General features: G+C 32.2%; 15 protein-coding genes. 11 read left to right on the top strand and 4 right to left on the bottom strand.

The features are described 5' to 3' along the window. Positions 1-298: 298 nt before the first annotated feature. The 4 genes from BD847_RS08965 to BD847_RS08950 all read left to right on the top strand — a co-directional run bounded on the left by BD847_RS08965 (position 299) and on the right by BD847_RS08950 (position 13,712). A complete protein-coding gene (locus tag BD847_RS08965) occupies positions 299-5,020 on the top strand; it encodes a T9SS type A sorting domain-containing protein (RefSeq protein ID WP_115887941.1) in 4,722 nt (1,573 codons plus the stop codon). 2 nt (positions 5,021-5,022) lie between these two features. Next, positions 5,023-5,715 carry a glycoside hydrolase family 78 protein gene (locus BD847_RS08960; RefSeq protein ID WP_115887940.1) on the top strand — a complete coding sequence of 231 codons (693 nt, stop codon included), beginning with the start codon at positions 5,023-5,025 and terminating at the stop codon, positions 5,713-5,715. 148 nt (positions 5,716-5,863) lie between these two features. After that, positions 5,864-8,785, top strand: a complete 2,922-nt coding sequence (locus BD847_RS08955; protein ID WP_115887939.1) for a leucine-rich repeat domain-containing protein — start codon at positions 5,864-5,866, stop codon at positions 8,783-8,785. 199 nt (positions 8,786-8,984) lie between these two features. Beyond that, a complete protein-coding gene (locus tag BD847_RS08950; RefSeq protein WP_115887938.1) occupies positions 8,985-13,712 on the top strand; it encodes an RCC1 domain-containing protein in 4,728 nt (1,575 codons plus the stop codon). A gap of 76 nt (positions 13,713-13,788) precedes the next feature. Here the strand turns inward: BD847_RS08950 and BD847_RS08945 are convergent, their stop codons facing one another. Continuing rightward, positions 13,789-14,646, bottom strand: coding sequence for an MBL fold metallo-hydrolase (locus tag BD847_RS08945; protein WP_115887937.1), 858 nt, complete (start codon positions 14,644-14,646; stop codon positions 13,789-13,791). A gap of 81 nt (positions 14,647-14,727) precedes the next feature. Further along, entirely contained in the window at positions 14,728-15,648 is a 921-nt protein-coding gene (locus BD847_RS08940; protein WP_115887936.1) for a coiled-coil domain-containing protein, read from the bottom strand. Between the two features lie 363 nt (positions 15,649-16,011). Between BD847_RS08940 and BD847_RS08935 the strand changes: the two genes are divergently transcribed. From BD847_RS08935 to sufD, 5 genes are all read left to right on the top strand, one after another. Further along, positions 16,012-16,341, top strand: coding sequence for a HesB/IscA family protein (locus BD847_RS08935; RefSeq protein ID WP_026727150.1), 330 nt, complete (start codon positions 16,012-16,014; stop codon positions 16,339-16,341). Positions 16,342-16,427: 86 nt separating this feature from the next. Then, the gene (gene sufB / locus BD847_RS08930; RefSeq protein WP_026727151.1) at positions 16,428-17,876 is read left to right on the top strand and encodes a Fe-S cluster assembly protein SufB; all 1,449 of its coding nucleotides are present in this window, start codon (positions 16,428-16,430) and stop codon (positions 17,874-17,876) included. A gap of 7 nt (positions 17,877-17,883) precedes the next feature. Further along, the gene (locus BD847_RS08925; RefSeq protein ID WP_115887935.1) at positions 17,884-18,372 is read left to right on the top strand and encodes a flavodoxin family protein; all 489 of its coding nucleotides are present in this window, start codon (positions 17,884-17,886) and stop codon (positions 18,370-18,372) included. Between the two features lie 11 nt (positions 18,373-18,383). Continuing rightward, a complete protein-coding gene (sufC, locus tag BD847_RS08920; protein WP_008466070.1) occupies positions 18,384-19,130 on the top strand; it encodes a Fe-S cluster assembly ATPase SufC in 747 nt (248 codons plus the stop codon). A 66-nt stretch (positions 19,131-19,196) separates the two neighbouring features. Beyond that, a complete protein-coding gene (gene sufD, locus BD847_RS08915; RefSeq protein ID WP_115887934.1) occupies positions 19,197-20,513 on the top strand; it encodes a Fe-S cluster assembly protein SufD in 1,317 nt (438 codons plus the stop codon). 108 nt (positions 20,514-20,621) lie between these two features. On the opposite strand, the gene BD847_RS20830 is transcribed toward sufD, so the two are convergent. Continuing rightward, positions 20,622-20,789, bottom strand: a complete 168-nt coding sequence (locus tag BD847_RS20830) for a hypothetical protein (protein ID WP_167443842.1) — start codon at positions 20,787-20,789, stop codon at positions 20,622-20,624. Between the two features lie 5 nt (positions 20,790-20,794). Further along, positions 20,795-22,144: a serine hydrolase domain-containing protein gene (locus BD847_RS08910; RefSeq protein ID WP_115887933.1), complete on the bottom strand. Its 1,350-nt coding sequence runs from the start codon at positions 22,142-22,144 to the stop codon at positions 20,795-20,797. 221 nt (positions 22,145-22,365) lie between these two features. Here BD847_RS08910 and BD847_RS08905 point away from each other — a divergent pair, with 221 nt between their 5' ends. Together BD847_RS08905 and BD847_RS08900 are read left to right on the top strand one after the other, a co-directional pair. Then, positions 22,366-23,580 (top strand): aminotransferase class V-fold PLP-dependent enzyme, encoded by a 1,215-nt coding sequence (locus BD847_RS08905; protein ID WP_115887932.1) that lies wholly within the window; start codon positions 22,366-22,368, stop codon positions 23,578-23,580. An 11-nt stretch (positions 23,581-23,591) separates the two neighbouring features. Next, entirely contained in the window at positions 23,592-24,017 is a 426-nt protein-coding gene (locus BD847_RS08900; RefSeq protein WP_115887931.1) for a hypothetical protein, read from the top strand. Positions 24,018-24,019: the final 2 nt, after the last annotated feature.

Raw genomic sequence — 24,019 nt, 5'->3', positions numbered from 1 at the left:
ATCTCAATTTAATATATAGTTAAAGATGCGCCTAAATTATGATTTTTTGTTACAAAAAACTAACGATTAACACTGTGTTATGATTTTTAGACTAAAACAAATCATGCTTATATGGGCTTCAAACGCTTATATAATCAAACACTTACGAGATTTAAAGGCAGAAAAAGACAAGTAAAAATATTATCTGAATTTTAAACTTATGTAAAAACCAGGTAAAAATACGGGGTTTTACGGTTTCCCGTAAGGATATTCGGTTTAATTTGTCTATAATTGCGCGTCCTAATTCTAATCATATTCTATGAAAACAAAACTACTCTTGTTGCTATTATTAGCAAATTTTTCTATTTATGCACAGACCAATTTAGTCCCGAATGGTGATTTCACAACCTGGACCACAGGTGCACAACCAGAGAGCTGGACAGTAGAAAATGCAACTTCTAGTCATTTTTTGGGTGCTGGTGACTACGCCGCAGAATTATATATCTCAAGTAGTACTGCAATTCCAAAAATGACAACTCAAATTGCGTTAAAAGCCGGCGTAACTTATACTGTAAAATATAGGTATAAATATCTCGACGCAAATTTTAGTGGTGATCATCCACTTTCTTTAAAAATTTCAGCTGCCGGAGCTGCAAGTAATTTATCGAGCAGTTCTTTTGCCAGCGACAATCTTTGGACAAATAAAGAAACAACTTTTACTGCAGATCAAAACCTGTCTTATGACTTGAGTTTTTCTACTTTTACTTTTGATAATCAACCCTTCGGTATTTTAATTGACGATGTTAAAGTATATGTTGAAGGATCTGAAACTTATACTAAAATTCCCGATGTAAATTTCGAAAACAAACTTATCGCCCTGGGAATCGATTCTGGTGTTGCCGATGGACAGGTTCTTACTTCTAATTTTTCTAAAATAACAAGTTTAGATGTTTCTAACAGTTCCATTTCTGATTTAACAGGAATTCAAGATTTTACTGCTTTAACAAGCTTAAATTGTAATTCTAATAAATTAACAAATTTAGATATCTCTAATCTCAATTTAACAAAATTAAGTTGTTCTAATAATCAATTAACGAGCTTAAATGTTTCTAATAATATTGATTTAACTGACTTAGATGTTAGTTCAAATTTATTAACCGCTTTAAATCTTTCAAAAAATACAGCTATAAATTATCTTAATTTAAATTATAATAGTATTGAAAAAATTGATTTATCGGCAAATATAAACCTGAAGCATTTATTTCTTTATCAAAATAAAATAACAACAATAGATCTTTCAAAAAATACAGCATTAATTTCTCTAAATGTTGCGCGTACAGGATTATCTACTATTGACGTTCCAAACAATATTAATTTAGTAAATCTGGATTGTTCTTACGATAACTTGACAACTTTAGATCTTTCAAATAATATTGCTCTACAAGATTTGAATCTATATTCTACTAAAATTACCAGTTTAGATTTATCTAAAAACCTAAAGTTGCAAAATTTAGATACCCGAGACAGCTACCTATTAGCAAATCTAAATATCTCTGAAAACACTACATTAGTAGATGTTAAAATCTCATCGAATAAACTAACTGGCGTAGACCTTTCAAAGCTAACAAAACTAAAGACTTTTTATTGCGAAAGAACTACAATAAAAAATTTAGATTTTTCTACAAATACTTCGCTAGCAATTTTAAAGTTAGATGATAATCGCTCTTTAGAGACTGTAAATTTAAAAAATGGTGCAAACGCAACAATAAATTCTTTGGGATTAAGTATGACAAATACTCCAAATTTATATTGTGTTTTAGTTGATGATGTTGATTATGCTAACACAAACTGGGCCGATAAAAAAGATAAATCTGTAAATTTCTCTTTAACTTGCGAAACTCCTGAATATGTTTTAATTCCGGATGTTGAGTTTGAAACACAATTATTAACAAATAATGTTGATGGAGTTGTTGATGGTAAAATATTAAAATCCAGAGCAATGTCTATCGATAAATTATATATTAATCCTGATAAAATAACTGATTTAACAGGATTGAATTCTTTTACTGCATTGACCGAATTAAACTTCAATGGTAGTGTCAGCTCACAAAATAATTTCCCTAATGTAGACATTTCTAAGCTTAGTCATTTAACAGATTTAAACGTTTATTTCACAACACTTAAAACGATAGACATTTCTAACAATCTGGAACTGAAAAGTGTTGTCTTGTATTATAATAAAGTTACCTCTCTGGATGTTTCAAAAAATTTAAATTTAGAAGTATTAAGTGTTGACAAAAATCAAATTACTTCTCTAGATGTTACAGCCAACAAAAATTTAAAAGTTTTAAGTTTTGACGAAAATCAAATTTCAAAAATAGATGTGTCACAAAATCCTGCCTTGACCTCTCTTTATACTTATCGTAACAATTTGAAATACTTAGATGTTTCCAACAATTTAAATCTAGAAACACTAACAGTAAAAAATAATGATTTAATAGATTTAGATCTTTCTAAAAACTCAAAATTACAAGCTTTAAATTGTAGTTATACAAAACTTAAATCTCTTGATCTATCTAAAAACAGTGCATTAATTGCTTTAGACTGTTCATACATTTATTCGTTAACCAATTTGAATTTAAAGAATGGAAATAATTTAAATTTCAAAGAAAAAAGTGGTGATGTAACTTCCTCTTTCAAGGCAGATGCGCTAACATGTATTCAGGTTGACAATGTAGATAACGCTAATACTAATTGGTCTGGTTTTAAAAACGCCGCCGCAAGTTTCTCTGACTCTTGCCCAACTCAGGTAGACTATACTGAAATTCCTGATGCTAATTTTGAAGAAAAATTAATCGCCCTTAAAATTGATAAAGACGGGAAAAATGGAAAAGTTGAAACCAAAAGTATTATTGCAATAACAACTTTAGATGTTTCAAACAGCAACATTAAAGACCTAACCGGAATAAATGATTTTGTTTCTTTAAACACATTAAATTGTTCTGAAAATCAATTAAGCAATCTTGTTCTTTACAAAAACAATTTATTAACCAATTTAAATTGTAGTACTAACAACATTACAGCAATAGATCTTTCGATCAATACTCAACTTGAATCATTATTGATAAATTCTAACAAATTAACCACTTTAGATCTATCAAAAAATACAGCACTTAAAGAGATTGAATGTAGCGGAAATAATTTATACAATCTAAATTTGAAAAACGGAAACAATGCAAACTTTGGATCTGTAGCAAACAATAACTTTACTGAAAATCCGAATTTACTTTGTATACAAGTTGATAACGCAACTTTCTCTGCAAACAATTGGAAAGCAAAAGATGCCGCTGCAGAATACTCTGAAAATTGTGCTGAAAATATTCAGTACACTTTAATTCCTGATCCTGAATTTGAAAGATTATTAATTGATAGAGGTTTTGACAAAGATGGTGTAAACGGTAAAGTTGTTACATCAAACATTTCAAATCTGACTGAATTATACGCTAATGACTCGGATTATAAAATTACAGATTTAACGGGAGTAGAAGGTTTTATAAACTTAGAAAAACTTTATTGCTATCATGGAACTGTTGCAAAATTAGATGTTTCTAAAAACTTGAAATTAAAGCTTCTTGATATGGCAGATAACAAAGTTACTGCTTTAGACTTGACTCAAAATGTTGATTTAGAGAGCTTAAATTGTGGTCAAAATAATTTAACAACATTAAATATTTCTAAAAACAAAGTTTTAAAATCACTTACTATAAGCGAGAATCAATTGACAACTATTGATGTATCGCAAAATGCTGCACTTGAAAGATTATACATCGATTCCAATAAATTGACAAATATCGATGTAACTTCTAATTTAGCTTTAAGAGAGTTAAGTATTAGTGGAAATAAAATAGCAACATTAAATACTTCTAAAAACACTGCCTTAAGGTCTTTAACCGCTTTTTCAAATGAATTAACAGCAATTGATGTTACACAAAATAAAGAGTTAACTTATTTAAATGCCAAAAAAAACCAGCTAACGGTTCTTGACGTTTCGCAAAATAAAGTCCTTACCGGACTGGAAGTAAATGAGAATAAAATTGAAACGATAGATGTTTCACAAAATCCTCTATTAACCTCTTTAATGGTAAATTCAAATCAATTAACGAGCGTAAATCTTAAAAATGGTAAAAACACCTTAATAAACAACAACTATATCTCGTTTACATCAAATCCAAAATTGTACTGTATAGTAGTAGATGATGTTGAATATGCTAACAAAAATTGGTTGTATAAGAAAGATGCTAACGCTACTTATAATACCGAATGTACTGGAGAATTGGTTTTACCTGCAAACAACTTTACTGTTGAGAGCAAAGGAGAATCTTGTTTAGGAGAAAATAATGGCGAAATTAGTATTGTTGGAAAAGCTTCGTTTGCTTATAATGCAACGATAAATGACACGCCTTACACTTTTACAAACAATGCTTTAAAAGTTTCTGCATTAACTCCGGGAGTTTACAAAATTAAGATTACAATTCCTGAAATGGTTTACGAACAAAATTTCAATGTTACGATTGCAAAAGGTGCAACAATTACAGGAAAATCTAATGTAGCTTCTAAAAAAGTAAATGTAGAAATTACAGAAGGAACTGCTCCATTTACTGTATTTGTTGATGGAACGGAACAATTTCAAACAACCGATACCAATTTCAGTTTAAATTTAGCTACAGCTGGATTAGTTGAAATTGCAACAGCAAAAGCTTGTGAAGGTGTACTTTCTAAAAAGGTTTCTTCTTTCGAATTAGGAACTGTTCTTGCAGCTTATCCGAATCCTACTTCAGGAAGTTTTGAAATTGAAATTCCAACGGAGAAAAATGAAGTTAAAATTGACTTATTCAATTTTGCAGGACAATTAATTTCAAGCAAAAATTATACGCTTGAAAATGGAAAAGCATTGTTGAATCTGGAAAATCAAGCCGCTGGAATTTACTCAGCTAAAGTTAATTTGGAAACTCCGGAATATCTAAAAATTATAAAAAATTAAAAATGAAGAATTTTATATACCTATCAATCGCTGGTTTAATATTTGCATCTTGCAGCAGTGGTGGTGACGATCCGGAACCAGCTCCTGCAAACACAGCGCCTTCAGTACCTGAATTAGTTTCTCCTGCAGATAATAAATTATGTCTGGACAATGCTGTTGTTTTTCAATGGTTTGGATCAACAGATCCGGAAAAAGACCAAGTTTCTTATGAAATTCAGGTTGCTAAAGACAATGCATTTGCTCAAATTGTACAAACCCTTACGAACTCATCATTGTCTACTAATGTAACTTTGGAGAAAAACACAGCCTATTATTGGAGAGTAAAAGCATCAGACTCTAAGGGATTAGCGAGTGCTTATTCGGCTACTTTTAAATTTTATACTTCAGGAGAAGCTGTAGTAAATCATTTACCATTTGCTCCGGAATTAGTTTCTCCGGCAATCAACACCAGTTTGAGTGCAACCACTACCACTTTAAAATGGAATGCCTCTGATGTTGATACAGCAGATACATTGACCTACGATGTTTATTTTGGAACGGCAAATCCGCCAACACAAAAAATAAGCGAAAACAAGTCCGAAAAAAATGTTGACGTTACAACAGAAGCTGGAAAACAATACTTCTGGAAAGTAGTTGTAAAAGACAATAAAGGAGGCGAAACTGTAGGCCAGGTTTGGAAGTTTAAAACAAACTAAGCTTTGATTCCTTTAATTCACAATACACAAAAAACCATTTTCAGTTAGCTGGAAATGGTTTTTTTTTTATACAACTAAAGCATTTTTAATTGATCAAAAAACAACCTTAAAATCGTATACTTCTCTAACCAAAACCAAAAAAAAACCTATGAGAATAAAACTACTCTTATTGCTTTTATTAGCAAATTTTTCAATTTATGCCCAGCAATACACGTTAATTCCAGATATCAATTTTGAAAAGACTTTAATTGCTAAAGGACTAGACGCGGGAACACCTGACGGAAAAGTCTTAACATCAGATATTAGTTCTGTAACCAAACTACACCTTTCCGGTTCTACTATATCAGATTTAACTGGGATAGAAGGATTTACATCTTTAACCAACTTATCTGTAGCTAGCAATCAATTAACCAGTATAAATCTATCTAAAAATTCAAAACTAAAAATTTTAAATGTTGAGCGAAATAAGTTGACTAGCTTAGATATTAACGCTAACACTTTATTAGAAACCCTTGTTTGTTCAGGAAACACAATAGGTAGTTTAAACATTTCAAATAATACTAATCTAACTACTTTAAATGCATCTAATAATCAAATAGCGACTTTAGACTTATCTCAAAACACTCAATTGTTAGATTTAAATATTGCATTTAACAATATCTCTAATTTAGATATTAGTTCTAACGTTTTATTACAAACACTTAACTGCCGAAAAAATACATTCACAACTTTAAATCTTTCAAAAAACACCAATCTGATTAATTTGAACGCAGGGTCAAATCAGTTGGGAAGTATAGATGTATCTCAAAATAAACAATTAAAAAGTTTAACCGTTAGTTTTACTAAATTAACGAGCTTAAATATTGATAGTAATATTGCTTTAACAGAATTAACCTGTGACAATAATGATTTGACGAGTCTTAATGTCTCAAAAAATACACTTTTGACCTCTATAATTTGTCACTACAATGATATTGAAGCTCTGGATGTTTCGCAGAATATTTTACTAGAGCAATTAATGTGTCATGGCAATAAATTATCTGTTTTAGATGTATCTTCTAATCCCGAATTGAATTTACTGGATTGTTTAAATAACAAATTGATTTCTCTTGATATTTCAAAAAACCCAAAAATAACCGAATTGGCTTGCCAAAATAATCAACTGCAAACTTTAAACTTAAAAAACGGCAATAATGCTATTTTAGATTTAACCTTTTCAGATTTTAGAAATAACCCCAATTTGTATTGCATTGAAGTTGATGATGATACTTATTCTAATGCAAACTGGATGAATGTAAAAGATGCTACAGCGACGTTCAATGTAAACTGTTCTTCTCTGTTTACGCAAATACCCGATGCAAATTTTGAGAATAAACTAATCTCTTTGAGCATTGATTCTGGTGTTGCAGATGGAAAAGTTTTTACTAAACACATTACTGATGTTACTGATTTAAATGTTGTTAGAAGTTCAATTTCGGATTTAACCGGAATTGAAAATTTTACCTCTTTAACGCATTTAAAATGCGATGAAAATAACCTAACAACTTTAGATGTAAGTAAGAATACAACTTTAACAGATCTAAGTTGTGGTAGCAATAAATTGACAACTTTAGACTTAGAAAAAAATATAGCTTTAACAGAACTAAGTTGCGGTGGTAATAATTTTACAACTTTAGACTTAAATAAAAATATAGCTTTAAAAAGATTAATTTGTACATCAGGTCAATTAAAGATTTTAAACATTAGTCAATGTTCAGAATTAGAATTCTTAACATGTTTCTATAATTCCCTCACATCTTTAGATTTGAGTAATAACAATAAGTTACAAATTTTAGATTGCAGTAATAACCAATTAACTAATTTATCACTCGGCAAAAACACAAATTTAGTTGCTTTAACTGCTGCAAACAACAAATTAGCAACATTAGATGTAACGGAAAATACTGCTTTGGATTTACTAGATTTTACTGCTAATCCAACAAAAGAAATAAACATATCAAATCAAAAAAATCTAACTCAATTATTTTGCGCATATACTGAATTAGAATCGTTAGACACTAGTAAAAATAGTCGTTTAACTATTTTGAATTGTTCAAATAACCCATTATTACAAACTTTAAATTTAAAAAACGGAAACAATACAAACTTCTCAATTGATTGGCTGGATTTATCAAATAATCCCGCATTAACCTGTATTAAAGTAGACGATGTAAACTACTCCAATCAAAATTGGGTTGACAAAAAAGACTCTACTGCGAATTATAGTTTAGATTGCTCAGAATTGTTTACTCTAATTCCGGATAGTAATTTCGAACAAAAATTAATTGATTTAGGAATTGATAAAGATGGTCTTAACGGAAAAATTACGATGGCAGATGCAATCTCAGTTACTTCTTTAGATCTTTCTAATAGAAATATTACAGATTTATCTGGTATCGAAAATTTCACCTCATTAATCTATTTGGACTGCAGCAATAATCAATTGACAACTTTGGATCTAAGCAGCAACCTTGCGCTAGAAACATTAAATGCCGGATCAAATCAACTCACAACATTAGATCTTTCTAAGAATAAAAATATTAAAATCGTTAATGTTGCGCATAACCAATTAACATCACTAAATCTACAAAACGGGAATAATGAAAATTTCATATTACCGAATCCAGCGAGTAAAAAAAGTGCATCTGGCATAGATACAAGTTTCTTAAACAACTCAAAACTTACTTGTATTACAGTTGACAATGCTGATTATTCTAATTCACATTGGACAAATATCAAAGATGCAACAGCAACTTATTCTTCAACCTGTAAACAATTAGGTCTTGATGACAATGTCTTAAATAAAGCTTCAATTTATCCAAATCCAACAAAAGGAGAATTAACCATTAGCAATGTTTCTTTAGACAAAGCAAATGTTTATAATACACTCGGACAGCTTGTAAAATCATTTCCTTTAGAATCAACTAATACAAATAATACAATCAATTTATCTGGCTTGCCTCGAGGTGTTTACTATGTATACCTTATCCATCAGGATGCGGCTTCAGCTAAGAAAATTATAAAAGAATAACTAAGCTAATTTTAACCTAAAAGTCCCGTTCTCAAATTATTAGCTGCCCCTAAAAAGTTTGACACTATTTGGGGGCAGTTCATTTTCAACTAAACAAAAATGGTTTTTTTATGATTTTTAATCCATTCGCAAATATGAATAATTTTCTTACATTTGGCTTTGAGATTTTCAAATTATTATATAACCCAATATTTACTCTATGAGAAAAATTTTACTTTTAATTTTAATTCTTTCTTTTTCACAAATAGATGCCCAATGCTGGCAAACAGTAACTTCTGGATACGGCTTTACTGTTGCCTTAAAAACAGATAATAGCTTATGGAGTTGGGGAGAAAATAAAAGTGGACAATTAGGAGATGGCAACATTATAAATAACTACACGCCACAAAAAATAGGAACAGCTACTGATTGGAAGATAGTCGCTACCAGCACTGATCACACGGTTGCTCTAAAAAAAGATGGATCTTTATGGACTTGGGGAGGAAATAAAAATGGGCAATTAGGAGATGGTACCAGTACAAATAAAACCATTCCTACACAAATAGGAACTGCAGTTGATTGGCAAACAGTTGCTGCAGGAAATCAATATACAGTTGCCTTAAAAAATGATGGAACTTTGTGGGCTTGGGGAGATAACTATTTTGGACAATTAGGAAATGGAACCAGCTCGGGACCCGGAATTCCTAAACAGATTGGAACAGCTACAGATTGGAAAGAGATAACCGTAGGTTATTATCACACTATAGGCTTAAAAAAAGATGGCACTTTATGGACTTGGGGAGGAAATGATACAGGACAATTAGGAGATGGTACTACTTCAAAAGGTTATTCGCCAAAAAAAATTGGAACAGCAACTGATTGGAAAACGATATGCGGAGGAGGCAGTCATACAATTGCTATAAAAACAGACGGATCCTTATGGGCTTGGGGGAAAAATAAATATGGAGAATTAGGAAACGGCACAACTACGGATAGCTATGTTCCGATAAAAATTGGAACATCAACAGATTGGAAAAGTTTAGGAGCGGCAGGCGATCATTCAATTGCTATAAAAACAGATGGTTCTTTATGGACTTGGGGATACAATTCACACAATGAATTAGGAAATGGCACAACCCTAAACAGCCTTATACCAATACAAATAGGAACAGGAAAAAATTGGCAAGCTGTAACCGCAGGCTGGTATTACAAAGCTGCAGTGAGTACTGATGGGACTATGTTGACTTTCGGAGACAATTCTTATGGTCAATTAGGTGACGGTACAAATGTTTATAAAAATGCACCGATAACAGTTACATGTCAAGTTTCGTTTGTAGTAACAACTTCCCAAATAAATTTAAAATGTACAGGCGAATCTAACGGTTCTGCCACAATAGCATCTGTTTCGGGCGGTACAGCTCCATATACTTACCTTTGGTCTAATGGAGCAACAACAGCTTCAATTACTGGATTGACTGCTGGAACTTATACTTGTACGGTAAAAGATGCTGCTTCATTATCAATCACAAAAAGTGTTGAGATTACAAATCCAGCTCTAATTAGTTTTAATGTATTTACAACTGCAAGCTGTAATGGCAGTAATAATGGACAAATTAGCATTACGGCAAAAGGCGGGACATCATCATATCAATATGCGATTTCACCTCTTTTTGGATATCAAAGTTCCTCGAATTTTGTTAATCTGTCAGCTGGAAATTACACAGTTATGGTGAAAGACAGTAATGGATGCATTGTCACAAATTCTGCAGTAATCAATGAAAGCAATACTCTACCTCCAACAGCAATTGCACAAACATATAACAACGGTGCCACTGTTGCTAAATTACAAGCTTCTGGGATTAATCTTAAGTGGTATAATGTTGCTGAAACAGGAATAGCCTTAAGCTCAGAAACAACTCTCAAAACGGGCAAATATTATGTTTCACAAACTATCAACGGATGCGAAAGCACAAAAACGGCAGTTGATGTGACAATTATCGCTGGTACAGTAAATGGAATTCCAATTGAAGGTTTGCTTGCCTATTATCCTTTTAATGGAAATGCAAATGACACGAGTGGAAATGAATCAAATGGAATAGCTACAAATACCACGCTTACCACAGACAGATTTGGAAGTAGTAATAGTGCTTATTCTTTTAACGGAACTACAAGCGCTATCGAAGCTGACATAAAAAACTATCCATTAAAAGGAGGCTCAAGAACTATTACCGGATGGTTTAAAGCGGGTCTTCCTGTAAACTCTAAAGAATTAGATTTTTGTCTCGTAAGCTATGGAAATGAAACTGATCCAAATTATTGGTTTAAAATAAGTCTTTATAGCAAAGGTTATTTAGATATTCAATTTGATTCAAAAAATTTCTCATCTCAAGAAAATTATTTGAGTAATAAATGGACCTTTTTTGTCATGACCTTCAATGAAGACACGAATACTTATTGTGTTTACATAGACAATGTACTTAAATTAACCGGAACTGCTGATTTATATACAAACGGTTATGGAAATCTTTTTAGAATTGGAAAAAATAAATCAAACAATTATTTTGAAGGTTCAATAGATGATATTGGTATTTGGAATCGTGTGTTATCACCTGAAGAGATTGCAGGATTATATACTTCCCAAACAGACAATAGCAGTTATACCGCTATACCAGATCCAAATTTTGAAAAAAAACTTATTGAGTTAGGTCTTGATGCCGAACCTATTGATGGAAAGATTTTAAATACAAACATAATGGCACAGAAGAGTTTAAATCTCTCTTCTGCCTCGATTGAAGATTTGACTGGTATTGAAGCATTTGGAGAATTAACATCTCTTAATGTAGATAAAAATCAAATAGCGACTTTAAACCTTTCTTCAAATACAAAATTGACCTCATTATCTGCCAGAGAAAACAAATTGAAGAATATAAATCTTAAACCAAACACTTTATTAGCCAATTTATCAATTGGAAAAAACGAATTAACAACACTAGATGTAAGTCAGAATACAAAATTATCTTTTTTAAGTGCAGAATATAACAGCTTAACAACTTTAGATTTATCTAATAACAAAGAGTTGTATGGATTGGTTCTTAATTTTAATCAATTAACAACTTTAGACTTATCTAAAAATACTATTTTGGAATATCTACAATGCGGTTCTAATAAATTGACAACTTTAAACATCAAAAATGCCGCAATCCTCTCTTTGTTAGAATGTCCAAAAAACGTATTGACTTCATTAGATTTATCAGACAATGTTTCTTTAAAGAATTTAGTTTGCTCTGAAAACTCTTTAAAAAATATAGATATTAAAGAAAATTTAAATTTGACAGAGTTATCCTGTAGTAAGAATCAATTTACGGCTTTGAATACATCAAAAAACACCTTACTTACCAGCTTAGATATTCGTGATAATTTTATTACAGCAATTGATATTTCAAGTAATACAAATTTATCTTCTTTTTATTGCTCTAATAATCTAATATCTAATCTTGACATTTCTAAAAATCCGAATATAAGCACTTTAGCATTCGATCACAATGAATTAACTTCAGTGAATTTGAAAAACGGAAATAATACTATTTTAGAACTAAAGAATTCCAATTTCAGAAACAACCCAAACCTCACTTGTATACAAGTTGATAATACAACTTATTCAAATGCAAACTGGTCATCGTTAAGAGATATATCAGCAAATTACAGTACCGATTGCACAGAGGAATATACTATGATTCCTGATGGTAATTTTGAAGAAAGATTAATTATGCTTAGTATTGACAAAGACGGAAAAAATGGAAAAGTACTAAATAGTAGCATCCGTGACGTAGAGCATTTATATATTGGCAAATATGCTATAAAAGACCTAACAGGAATAGCAGGTTTTATTTCATTGAGAGGATTAAGGGTTTCTGAAAATGAATTAACATCTTTAGATTTATCTAAAAACCTTCTTTTAGACAGTTTAGACTGTTCCCAAAACAAACTTAAAACACTAAATTTAAAAAATGGAAATAACAAAAAACTCCATATTAAAACATCAGATTTTTCTAATAACCCAGATTTAATTTGTATTCAGGTTGATGATGCAGAATATTCCAATGCAAATTGGGCAACGTTAAAAGACATGACTGCTACCTACAACACAGATTGTCCAACGTTCTATGCGATAATTCCTGACAGTCATTTTGAACAAAAATTAATTGATTTAGGAATTGATACCGATGGTTTAAACGGAAAAATAACAATTTCCGATGTCAATTCTATAACTTCTTTAGATCTTTCAAATAGCAATATTAAAGATTTAACAGGAATTGAATATTTTACCGCTCTGACCTCTTTGGATATTAGTAACAATCAACTGATTTCTTTAAATCTAAGTGACAATACCCGTTTAGAAATATTAAATGCATCTTTAAATCAAATTACTACTTTAGATTTATCAAAAAACACTAATCTTAAAGTCATTTATGTTGTAGCAAATCCGTTGCTAGAATTAAATGTCAAAAATGGAAATAACAAAAACTTTATTATTAACTCAACCACTAGTAAACAAACTGTTTCTAATTTAACAACAAGCTTTTTAGGACTTACATCTTTAAGTTGTATTACTGTCGATGACGCAAACTATTCTAACGCCAACTGGTCAAATATTAAAGAGTCATCAACAACATATTCCTCAACTTGTAAACAACTAGGTGTTGATGATAATGTTCTAAATAAAGCGTCACTTTATCCAAATCCAACAAAAGGAGAATTAACCATTAGCAATGTTTCAGTAGAAAAAGCAAATGTTTATAATACACTAGGACAACTTGTAAAATCATTTACTTTAGAGTCTGCTAACACAACTAATACAATCAATTTATCTGGCTTACCGAGAGGAGTTTATTACGTATACTTAATCAATCAAGATGCGGCTTCTGCCAAAAAAATAATTGTCGAATAATTGCAATTAATCAAATTTAAAAGTCCCGTTTTCATTCCATAGAAAACGGGACTTTTTTATGATTTTAAGGTATATTTTAAAAAATATCTTCGCAGGTAAATACCTCTTTCAGCCTCACTCCTTTTTCAGTATGTTCAACTGTTATAATTTGATTGTGCGCATCGTGTTCCAAAAACAAATAATGATTTTGATCTGCTGCTGCATTTAAAAATTTTGATTTTTCCGGCATTGTTAACAACGGTCGTGTGTCATAACCCATTACATAAGGAAGCGGAATATGTCCTGCTGTCGCTAATAAATCGGCGCAAAAAACAATGGTTTTATCTTGATATTTTATATAAGGAATCATTTGTTTTTCGGTATGACCGTCAACATAAAAGATTTCGAAGCCTAATTCTTTAGAGAACCCAAAATCAGAATTTGGTCTTTCAATAAAATTCAGTTGTCCACTTTCCTGCATCGGCAAAATATTCTCTGATAAAAAAGAAGCTTTTTCTCTGGCATTAGGTTTTGTTGCCCATTCCCAATGATTTTCATTTGTCCAAAACTTCGCATTTTTAAAAGCAGGTTCATAACCCGTTTTATCCGAATTCCACTGAACGCTTCCACCACAATGATCAAAATGCAAATGCGTCATAAAAACATCGGTTACATCATCTCGGTGAAAACCATATTTTGCCAAAGATTTATCTAAAGAATGTGAACCCCAAAGTGAGTAATATCCAAAAAACTTTTCTGATTGTTTATCTCCCATTCCGGTATCAATCAAAATCAAGCGGTTTGCGTCTTCAATAAGTAAACAACGCGCAGCAATATCGATTAAATTATTGGCATCAGCGGGATTGGTTTTGTTCCAGATTGTTTTGGGTACAACACCAAACATTGCACCTCCGTCAAGTTTAAAATTTCCGGATTCTATTGGATAAAGTTTCATAAAAATAGATTTCTAGTAAAAAACAAAGCTAGGAAATCCATACTTGTTTACACTAAAAACTCTTTTAAACTTTTGGTTTGATTATTCTAATGTGATAGAAGAACTTCCCATTATTTCTTGTTTGTCGAAGAAGTTGACAAAATAAGTTCCTTTTTTAAACTTGGCTAACTCATTATTTAAAACACCATAAACATTGGCCATTTTTCCTTGATAATCAACGCCAACTAAAAAACTGTAAACTAATGCTTTATCATTGCCAAACTCGATTAGTTTATTCTCTCCTAAAACGGTATTTTTTTGATCCAAAACCTGAATATAATACACTCTTTTTCCAGTTTTTGCAACAGAATTTCCGTTGACGGAAAAACTAATTTTGAGCTTGTCTGTATTTTTTGCTTTAGTCGTTTCCTGCTCTTTTCCAGAACTCTTTTCATTAAGAGCTGTTACTTTAAAATTACCCAAAGACAATTTTGACGCATCTTTTAATGTAGATTCCAGTTTTTTCTGCTTGGAAATTAAGGTGTCATTTTCAGCCTTTTGCTTGTACATTACCTCGTTCTGGCTTTCAATTTCCGTCAGCAAGTTTTTGTTTTGAGATTTTAATTTATTTATTTCTGCAACTTTTTCGTCCAATGAAGTTTTAAGATCCGAAAGTTGTTTGCGGAAAATTTTGATCTGTTCTGTAGACGGATTTTTTGAAGCTTTAATAATATCCATCAAATTCTCAATATTTTTTCGCTCCAATTCCAATTCCTTCGAAAGCGCGGTTTTCTCAAAAATGGCAACATCATAAGCCAACTTTAAGTTACTTAAAGAATCCAGGATGCTTTCTTGTGCAGAAACAGTATTATCGGGCTCGATAATTTCTAGTCGATCATCCGGAGCATTATCTTCAAGTACATTTGTTTCATTACTAAAAATTAAATATGTAGCACCTATTCCAAAAACAAAAACCAATGCAAAAAGTAACTTTACCCAGCTTTCTTTGTAGTTTTTCTTCATAATTACTCCTAATTTTTCGCAAAAATAATAATAATTTATATTAATAAACACGTAAAAATACGGTATTTTAACTATAATTATAAAATTATTACCAATTCAGCAACTCGACACGAAATATTTGTAAGTTTCTTTCTATTTCTAACCTAATAGGGAGATTTATTACAAATTTTAAACAGCAAAATAACTTCTGTCTATTTTAACATTTGTTATAATAATGTGAACCGTTATGGAAAAAGGTTTTTAAGTCGTATCTTTGCAGACAATTTCATTTGAACATTGATAGACAGCTGTTTAAATTGTAATAATTTGATTACTTTTTTAAAGAATTCTATCAAAAAAAGAAAATTAAAAACCATAAACACAATGATAAAAGTTTCTGATACAGCCAAAAAGAAAATCATCGATTTGATGACAGACGATGGTTTTGACGCCGCACACGACTACGTACGTGTGGGAGTGAAAAGTGGCGGATGCTCTGGTTTGTCATACGATTTGAAATTTGACAAAACCAAAGGAGATGATGACAAGATATTCGTAGACAATGATATCCAAATAGCAGTTGAAAAAAAATCATTTCTATATTTAGCCGGAACAATTCTTGAATTTTCAGGCGGATTAAACGGAAAAGGATTTGTATTCAACAATCCAAACGCAAGCAGAACTTGCGGATGCGGAGAATCATTTTCTCTTTAGTCAAAAGCAAAAAGTCATAAAGCCCTAATGGCTTCAATTGACTTTCAAACTTTAGACTTTCAAACTTTCAGACAATAAAAAAAATAATGAGCAAATACACAGAAGACGATTTAAAAATCGAACTCGAAACTAAAGAATACGAATACGGATTTTACACCAATATAGAATCTGAAACGTTTCCTATTGGCTTAAACGAAGACATCGTGAGAGCTATTTCTCTTAAAAAAGAAGAACCTGAATGGATGACCGAATGGCGCATCGAGGCTTTCCGTGCCTGGAAAGAAATGATCGAGCCAGAATGGGCAAATGTTCGTTACGAAAAACCAGATTTTCAGGCCATTTCTTATTATTCAGCTCCAAAACAAGTAGATCCTAACAAAACTTTGGACGATGTTGATCCGGAATTGTTAGAAATGTACAAAAAACTTGGAATTTCTGTTGACGAACAAAAAATGATGAACAATGTCGCTATGGATATTGTTGTCGATTCTGTTTCTGTAGCAACGACTTTCAAGAAAACTTTGGCAGAAAAAGGAATTATTTTCTGTCCAATTTCTGAAGCTATTAAAGAACATCCTGAATTAGTAAAAAAATATTTAGGAACTGTTGTACCACAAAAAGACAACTTCTATGCAGCATTAAACTCTGCAGTTTTCTCTGACGGAAGTTTCTGTTATATTCCAAAAGGCGTTAAATGTCCAATGGAACTTTCAACTTATTTCAGAATCAATCAAGCAGGAACAGGACAATTCGAAAGAACTCTGGTTATTGCTGATGAAGGAAGTTACGTTTCTTACCTTGAAGGATGTACTGCTCCAAGCCGTGACGAAAATCAATTACACGCTGCTGTGGTTGAATTAATCGCTTTGGATGATGCTGAAATTAAATATTCTACCGTTCAAAACTGGTTCCCTGGAAACAAAGAAGGAAAAGGTGGAGTTTACAACTTCGTAACAAAAAGAGGTTTATGCGAAACTAACGCTAAAATTTCTTGGACACAGGTTGAAACTGGTTCTGCTGTAACCTGGAAATATCCTTCTTGTGTACTTAAAGGAGATAATTCAGTAGGAGAATTTTATTCGATTGCTGTAACCAATAATTTTCAACAAGCTGATACTGGAACTAAAATGATCCATTTAGGAAAAAATACTAAATCGACTATTATTTCTAAAGGTATTTCGGCTGGAAAATCACAAAACAGTTACCGTGGTTTAGTGCAGATTTCGCCAAGAGCGGAGAATGCAAGAAACTTTTCGCAATGTGATTCTCTTTTAATGGGGAACAATTGTGGTGCACATACTTTCCCTTATATCGAAAGTAAAAATCCATCTGCAAAAATCGAGCACGAAGCAACGACAAGTAAAATTGGAGAAGATCAGGTTTTCTATTGCAACCAAAGAGGTATTCCAACTGAAAAAGCGATTGCCTTAATTGTAAACGGTTTCAGTAAAGATGTATTGAACAAATTACCAATGGAATTTGCAGTTGAAGCGCAAAAATTATTAGAGATTTCTCTAGAAGGTTCTGTTGGATAATTTAAAGATGGAAAATAAAAAAGTCATCATTTTAGGTTCATCCAGGAAAAACGGAAACACAACCAGAATTGTGGATGAAATTTCTAAAGATACCGGAATAGATGTAATTGACTTAAGTGATTATAATATTTCTTATTATGATTACGAAAGCAAAAATAAGGAAGATGATTTTCTTCCTTTAATAAGAAGAGTTCTTGAACAGTATGACACTTTAATTTTTGCAACGCCAATATATTGGTACAATATGAGTGGAATAATGAAGGTTTTCTTTGATCGTTTTTCGGATTTAATCCGAATTGAAAAAGAAACCGGAAGAAAACTCAGAGGAAAGAAAATTGGTGTGATATCAAATTCACACGACAATGAAATTGAGGATAGTTTTTACATTCCGTTCAAAAAATCAGCCGATTATTTAGGCATGGAATATTTAGGTCACGCGCATTTTAATGCCAATATCCTAAACCAACAAACAAAAATAGAATTGACATTTATATAAAATAAAAAACAATGTTATCAATAAAAAACCTTCACGCCGCAATTGGTGATAAAGAAATCCTGAAAGGAATTAATATAGAAGTTAAAGCTGGAGAAGTTCACGCTATCATGGGACCAAACGGTTCTGGAAAAAGTACACTTTCTGCTGTTATTGCAGGAAACGAAAACTATGAAGTTACAGACGGAGAAGTTATCCTAGACGGAGAAGATCTTGCTGATTTAGCTCCTGAAGAAAGAGCGCATAAAGGTGTTTTCCTTTCGTTTCAATATCCTGTAGAAATTCCTGGAGTTAGCGTGACTAACTTCATGAAAACGGCGATCAACGAAACTCGTAAAGCAAACGGACAAGAAGAAATGCCGGCTAACGAAATGTTGAAAGTAATTCGTGAGAAATCTGAATTATTGGAAATCGACCGTAAATTTTTATCTCGTTCTTTAAATGAAGGTTTTTCTGGAGGAGAGAAAAAAAGAAACGAAATTTTCCAAATGGCAATGTTAGAGCCAAAATTAGCGATCCTTGACGAAACAGATTCTGGTCTTGATATCGATGCTTTAAGAATTGTTGCTAATGGTGTGAACAAATTAAAAAGCGACAAAAACGCAATTATTGTAATCACGCACTACCAACGTCTATTAGATTATATCGTTCCTGATTTCGTTCACGTTCTTTACAACGGAAGAATCGTAAAATCTGGGGGAAAAGAGCTAGCATATGAGCTAGAGGAAAAGGGTTACGATTGGATCAAGGCAGAAAACTAGTTTACAGTTACAGTTTGCAGTTTGCAAAAACTCATAACTCATAACTCATAACTTACAACTAAAGAAATGGATTTAAAAGAAAAATTAGTATCGTCTTTTATGGCTTTTGAAGAGCGTGTCGATGTACATTCAGATTTACATGACATACGCACAAATGCTTTAAAAAACTTCGAAAATAAAGGTTTCCCAACCAAAAAAGAAGAAGCTTGGAAATATACATCGCTAAACGCCATCTTAAAAAATGACTTTACGGTTTTTCCAAAGCAGGAAAATGCAATCGAATTTAATCAGGTAAAAAAATACTTTTTACACGAAATAGATACTTACAAATTAGTATTTATCGATGGTGTTTTTAGTTCGCATTTGTCTTCTACAACACATGACGGAATCGATGTTTGCTTGATGTCATCGGCATTGACCAAACCAAAATATAAAATGGTTATTGATACGTATTTCAACCAAATCGCAAGTAAAGATGATAGTTTGACTTCATTGAATACTGCATTTGCAATTGAAGGTGCTTTTATCAATATTCCGAAGAAAAAAGTGGCTGACAAACCAATTGAGATTATGTATTTCTCAACAGGAAACGAATCGGCTTTAATGGTTCAGCCAAGAAATTTGGTTATTGTGGGCGAAAATTCACATGTTCAAATTATTGAGCGTCACCAAAGTTTGAATGAAAATCCTGTTTTAACCAATTCGGTTACCGAGATTTTTGCTCAAAAACGTGCGATTGTTGATTATTACAAAATTCAAAACGATAATAGTGAAGCCAATTTAATTGACAACACTTACGTTTCACAACAACAGGAAAGTCATGCTTATGTACACACTTTCTCTTTTGGTGGAAATTTAACTCGTAACAACTTAAACTTTTACCATTTTGGTGAAAGATTGACAAGTACGTTAAACGGAATTTCGATCTTAAACGACAAACAACACGTTGATCATTATACTTTGGTAAACCATGCAACGCCAAATTGCGAAAGTTTCCAGGATTATAAAGGAATTTTCTCTGATCGCTCAACAGGAGTTTTCAACGGAAAAGTTTTGGTAGAAAAAGAAGCTCAAAAAACAAATGCTTTCCAAAAAAGCAACAACATTTTATTGAGCGACAAAGCAACTATCAACGCAAAACCACAATTAGAGATTTTTGCCGATGATGTAAAATGTTCTCACGGTTGTACAGTTGGACAATTGGATGAAACAGCAATGTTCTACATGCAATCTCGTGGAATTCCACAAAAAGAAGCAAAAGCTTTATTGATGTACGCATTCTCAAATGCCGTTATCGAAAGCATTAAAATACCGGAATTAAAACAAAGAATTACTAAAATCATTGCCATGAAATTAGGCGTGAATTTAGGATTTGATTTGTAGTCAGGTTTTACCGCAAAGACACAAAGGTTGCACAAAGTTCGCAAAGTTTTTATTTAAGCTTTGCGAACTTTTTGCTTTTATACCTCGCGTTTTTTGCGGTTAAAGTTACTAGCTTCTAACTTTAATAATAAATAATATAATACTTGAAAAAATCAATCCCAATCCTAGTAATAAACAAATAGTGCTAAATACGGGACCAAGTTTTACAGTCCAAGCAATCCCATTCAATACAAAACCAACGATAAATAAAACTCCCGGATGCAATAGTATCTTCATAAAATCTATTTCTTCACACTCTCAATAATCCCCTTCAAAAACCCATTAAAATCAAATCCAGGTTCTTCTTCCTTCACTCCCATTCTCACAACTACCATATCCAAAGACGGAATAATCGCCACCATTTGACCTTGGTAACCACTGCAATAAAACATATCACGCGGAACATCAGGGAATTTTCCTCCGGCGTTTAGCCAAAATTGAGCTCCATATTTTCCTTCAGAAGTATTCGTTGGTGTTGATGTGTATTTTACCCAGCTTTCGTCAAGGATCTGTTCTCCATTCCAGTTTCCTTTATGAAGATATAATAATCCGAATTTTGACCAATCACGTGGCGTTGCCCATCCGTAAGACGAACCAACAAAAGTTCCAGACATATCTTGTTCAACAATCATCGAGTTCATTCCGATTTTGTCGATTACGGCGCTGTACCAAAAATCAAGATATTCTTGTTGTGTTGTAAATTGGCCTCTTAAAATTCTTGACAATAAATTGGTTGTTCCAGACGAATAATACCAATGTGTGTTTGGTTTGTATTTCGCTGGTTTATCCATTTGCACTTTTCCCATATCTTCAGATTGGAAAAGCATTTGTGTCGCGTCGCAAATTGTGCTATAGTTTTCTTCCCATTCTAAACCAGAATTCATATGAAGCAAATCGTTAACCGTAATATTTTTACGCTCATCATTTTGCCATTCTTTGATAGGTGCTGGTTTATAAATGTCGATTTTTCCTTGTTTAGCCAAAACGCCAAAGGCCGAACTGGTGATACTTTTTGTCATCGACCAACCCAGAATTTTACTGTCTTTATTGAATCCCGTATCATATTTTTCGCCGATTAATTTGTCTTTGTATAAAACGACAACGGCGCGCGTGCGTTTTGCTTTTCCGCCATCTTTATCGAAAGAATCATCAATTGCTTTTTTCAATTTTGCATAATCCACATTCGCGAAAGCGGTATCTTTTGGTTCATTATTTCCATATGGAAAAGGAAGATTATTAACCAATTTTGTTCTTTTTGGAAGCAAATAGGGTTTAGAAATATCGTAATCATCATTAATTAATAAAGCGCCCAAACCGTCTCTGTAAATCGCTTTTCTTTCTTTCAAACCATAAACCGCCGACGTTGCAAATTTTCCGGCATCGTTAATCGTGTTGGTTGCAAGATCCAATAAATGAATATCATTATCGGTTTTCTGAATTAAATCCAACGAACGATGATCCATAAAATGTCCGGATGCGACACTTTTAGCGGAAAAACCAGAAATCAAATCCAATTTCGGATACGTTGTAAATCCGAAATACAAGAAAGCAAGAACCAAAACAAGCGCAAATACTTTGAGAAACTTTTTCATAATGATGTTAGCTATTTTTATCGCAATATAAATAATTTATGTTCACGATTTTAGAACTCAAATTACAAATACAATTCGGATACTGCAGAAAACCTTGTCAATTTTTAAGGATTCAGCATTTACGCCTTGTAACAATGGCATCATAAAAGGAAATTATAGAATTCCTGTATAAACAAATTTAGTTTTAGTACTTTTGTAAATAGATTTTTTCTAAATAAGACATGCTAGATATTCAAAAAATAAGAGCTGATTTTCCGATACTTTCACAAACTGTAAACGGAAAACCTTTAGTATATTTCGACAACGGAGCCACTTCGCAAAAACCACAAATCGTGATTGATGCTGAAGTTAAATATTATCAGGAAATCAACGCCAATATTCACCGTGGCGTTCACACTTTAAGCCAGTTAGCTACTGATGCTTACGAAATTTCTCGTGGCAAAGTGAAAGATCATATCAATGCAAAACATGCTCACGAAGTACTTTTTACTTCGGGAACTACGCACGGAATCAACTTGGTGACAAACGGTTTTGCTTCGATTTTAAAACCGGGTGATGAAGTAATTGTTTCTTCATTAGAACATCACAGTAATATTGTGCCTTGGCAAATGTTATGCGAAAAAACCGGAGCTACTTTAAAAGTGATTCCGATGAACGAAAATGGCGAATTGATTTTGGAAGAATTTGATGCGCTTCTTTCAGAAAAAACAAAAGTTGTTACGGTAAATCATATTTCAAACGCACTCGGAATCATAAATCCGATTAAATATATTATTGACAAAGCACATGCTGTTGGCTCTGCAGTTTTGATTGACGGCGCGCAGGCGGTTCCGCATTTAAAACCAAATGTTCAGGAATTAGATTGTGATTTTTATGCTTTTTCAGGACATAAAATGTGCGGTCCAACAGGAACTGGAATTCTTTACGGAAAAGAAGAGTGGTTAAATAAACTTCCTCCTTATCAGGGCGGTGGCGAAATGATCAAAGAAGTGACTTTCGAAAAAACAACTTACGCAGATCTTCCTCATAAATTTGAAGCTGGAACTCCAAATATCGCAGGCGGAATTGTTCTTGGAACTGCAATTGATTATCTAAATAATATTGGTTTTGAAAATATTCAGGAATACGAACACAAACTTTTAGAATACGCGACAAAACGTTTACTAGAAATTGAAGGTTTAAGAATCTACGGAACCGGAAAAAATAAAGCATCGGTAGTTTCTTTTAATATTGATGGAATTCATCCTTATGATATTGGTTCGATTATTGACAAATTAGGAATTGCAGTTAGAACCGGACATCATTGTGCCCAGCCAATTATGAATTTCTTCTGTATTCCGGGAACGATTCGTGCTTCTTTTTCTTTTTATAATACTAAAGAAGAAATTGATCAAATGGTTGAAGCCGTTAAGAAAGCTCAAACAATGCTAAGCTAAAAAACACTTTTATGAGAATATTATCTTTATTGCTCTTAACTATTTTTATTGGATCGAGCTGTTCCAGTCAAAAAAATGCAGATATGAGTTCGACTGAAATTGAATATTCAGCTGTTTCAAGAGGTCTTTTTAAAGAGATAATTGTTCAAAATAAAACAGTAAAAGTTACCAACGGCAGAAATGCACAACCTGTAGAAAAAAAAATTGAGGATGCAAAATGGAAACAAATTGTATCTGAATTTTCGAAAATAAATTTAGAAAATATTCCAAACTTAAAAGCTCCGACAGAAAAACGTTTTTATGACGGTGCGGCAATAGGAAATTTAAAAATAACTCAAAATCAGAAAACCTATGAAACTAAAGGCTTCGACAATGGTTTTCCTCCAAAGGAAATTGAAAAACTAGTCAATTTGCTTACTGATTTTGCTAAAGAATAATT

This window comes from Flavobacterium cutihirudinis (assembly GCF_003385895.1).
GTDB lineage: Bacteria > Bacteroidota > Bacteroidia > Flavobacteriales > Flavobacteriaceae > Flavobacterium > Flavobacterium cutihirudinis.
This window is presented reverse-complemented; position numbering and strand designations above follow the sequence as displayed.

Coding starts and splice junctions, on each gene's coding strand:
- sufB (WP_026727151.1), top strand. CDS start 16,428: ATGAGCAAATACACAGAAGACGATTTAAAAATCGAACTCGAAACTAAA.
- BD847_RS08925 (WP_115887935.1), top strand. CDS start 17,884: ATGGAAAATAAAAAAGTCATCATTTTAGGTTCATCCAGGAAAAACGGA.
- BD847_RS08945 (WP_115887937.1), bottom strand. CDS start 14,646: ATGAAACTTTATCCAATAGAATCCGGAAATTTTAAACTTGACGGAGGT.
- BD847_RS08900 (WP_115887931.1), top strand. CDS start 23,592: ATGAGAATATTATCTTTATTGCTCTTAACTATTTTTATTGGATCGAGC.
- BD847_RS08935 (WP_026727150.1), top strand. CDS start 16,012: ATGATAAAAGTTTCTGATACAGCCAAAAAGAAAATCATCGATTTGATG.
- sufD (WP_115887934.1), top strand. CDS start 19,197: ATGGATTTAAAAGAAAAATTAGTATCGTCTTTTATGGCTTTTGAAGAG.
- BD847_RS08950 (WP_115887938.1), top strand. CDS start 8,985: ATGAGAAAAATTTTACTTTTAATTTTAATTCTTTCTTTTTCACAAATA.
- BD847_RS08960 (WP_115887940.1), top strand. CDS start 5,023: ATGAAGAATTTTATATACCTATCAATCGCTGGTTTAATATTTGCATCT.
- BD847_RS20830 (WP_167443842.1), bottom strand. CDS start 20,789: ATGAAGATACTATTGCATCCGGGAGTTTTATTTATCGTTGGTTTTGTA.
- BD847_RS08905 (WP_115887932.1), top strand. CDS start 22,366: ATGCTAGATATTCAAAAAATAAGAGCTGATTTTCCGATACTTTCACAA.
- BD847_RS08940 (WP_115887936.1), bottom strand. CDS start 15,648: ATGAAGAAAAACTACAAAGAAAGCTGGGTAAAGTTACTTTTTGCATTG.
- sufC (WP_008466070.1), top strand. CDS start 18,384: ATGTTATCAATAAAAAACCTTCACGCCGCAATTGGTGATAAAGAAATC.
- BD847_RS08955 (WP_115887939.1), top strand. CDS start 5,864: ATGAGAATAAAACTACTCTTATTGCTTTTATTAGCAAATTTTTCAATT.
- BD847_RS08910 (WP_115887933.1), bottom strand. CDS start 22,144: ATGAAAAAGTTTCTCAAAGTATTTGCGCTTGTTTTGGTTCTTGCTTTC.
- BD847_RS08965 (WP_115887941.1), top strand. CDS start 299: ATGAAAACAAAACTACTCTTGTTGCTATTATTAGCAAATTTTTCTATT.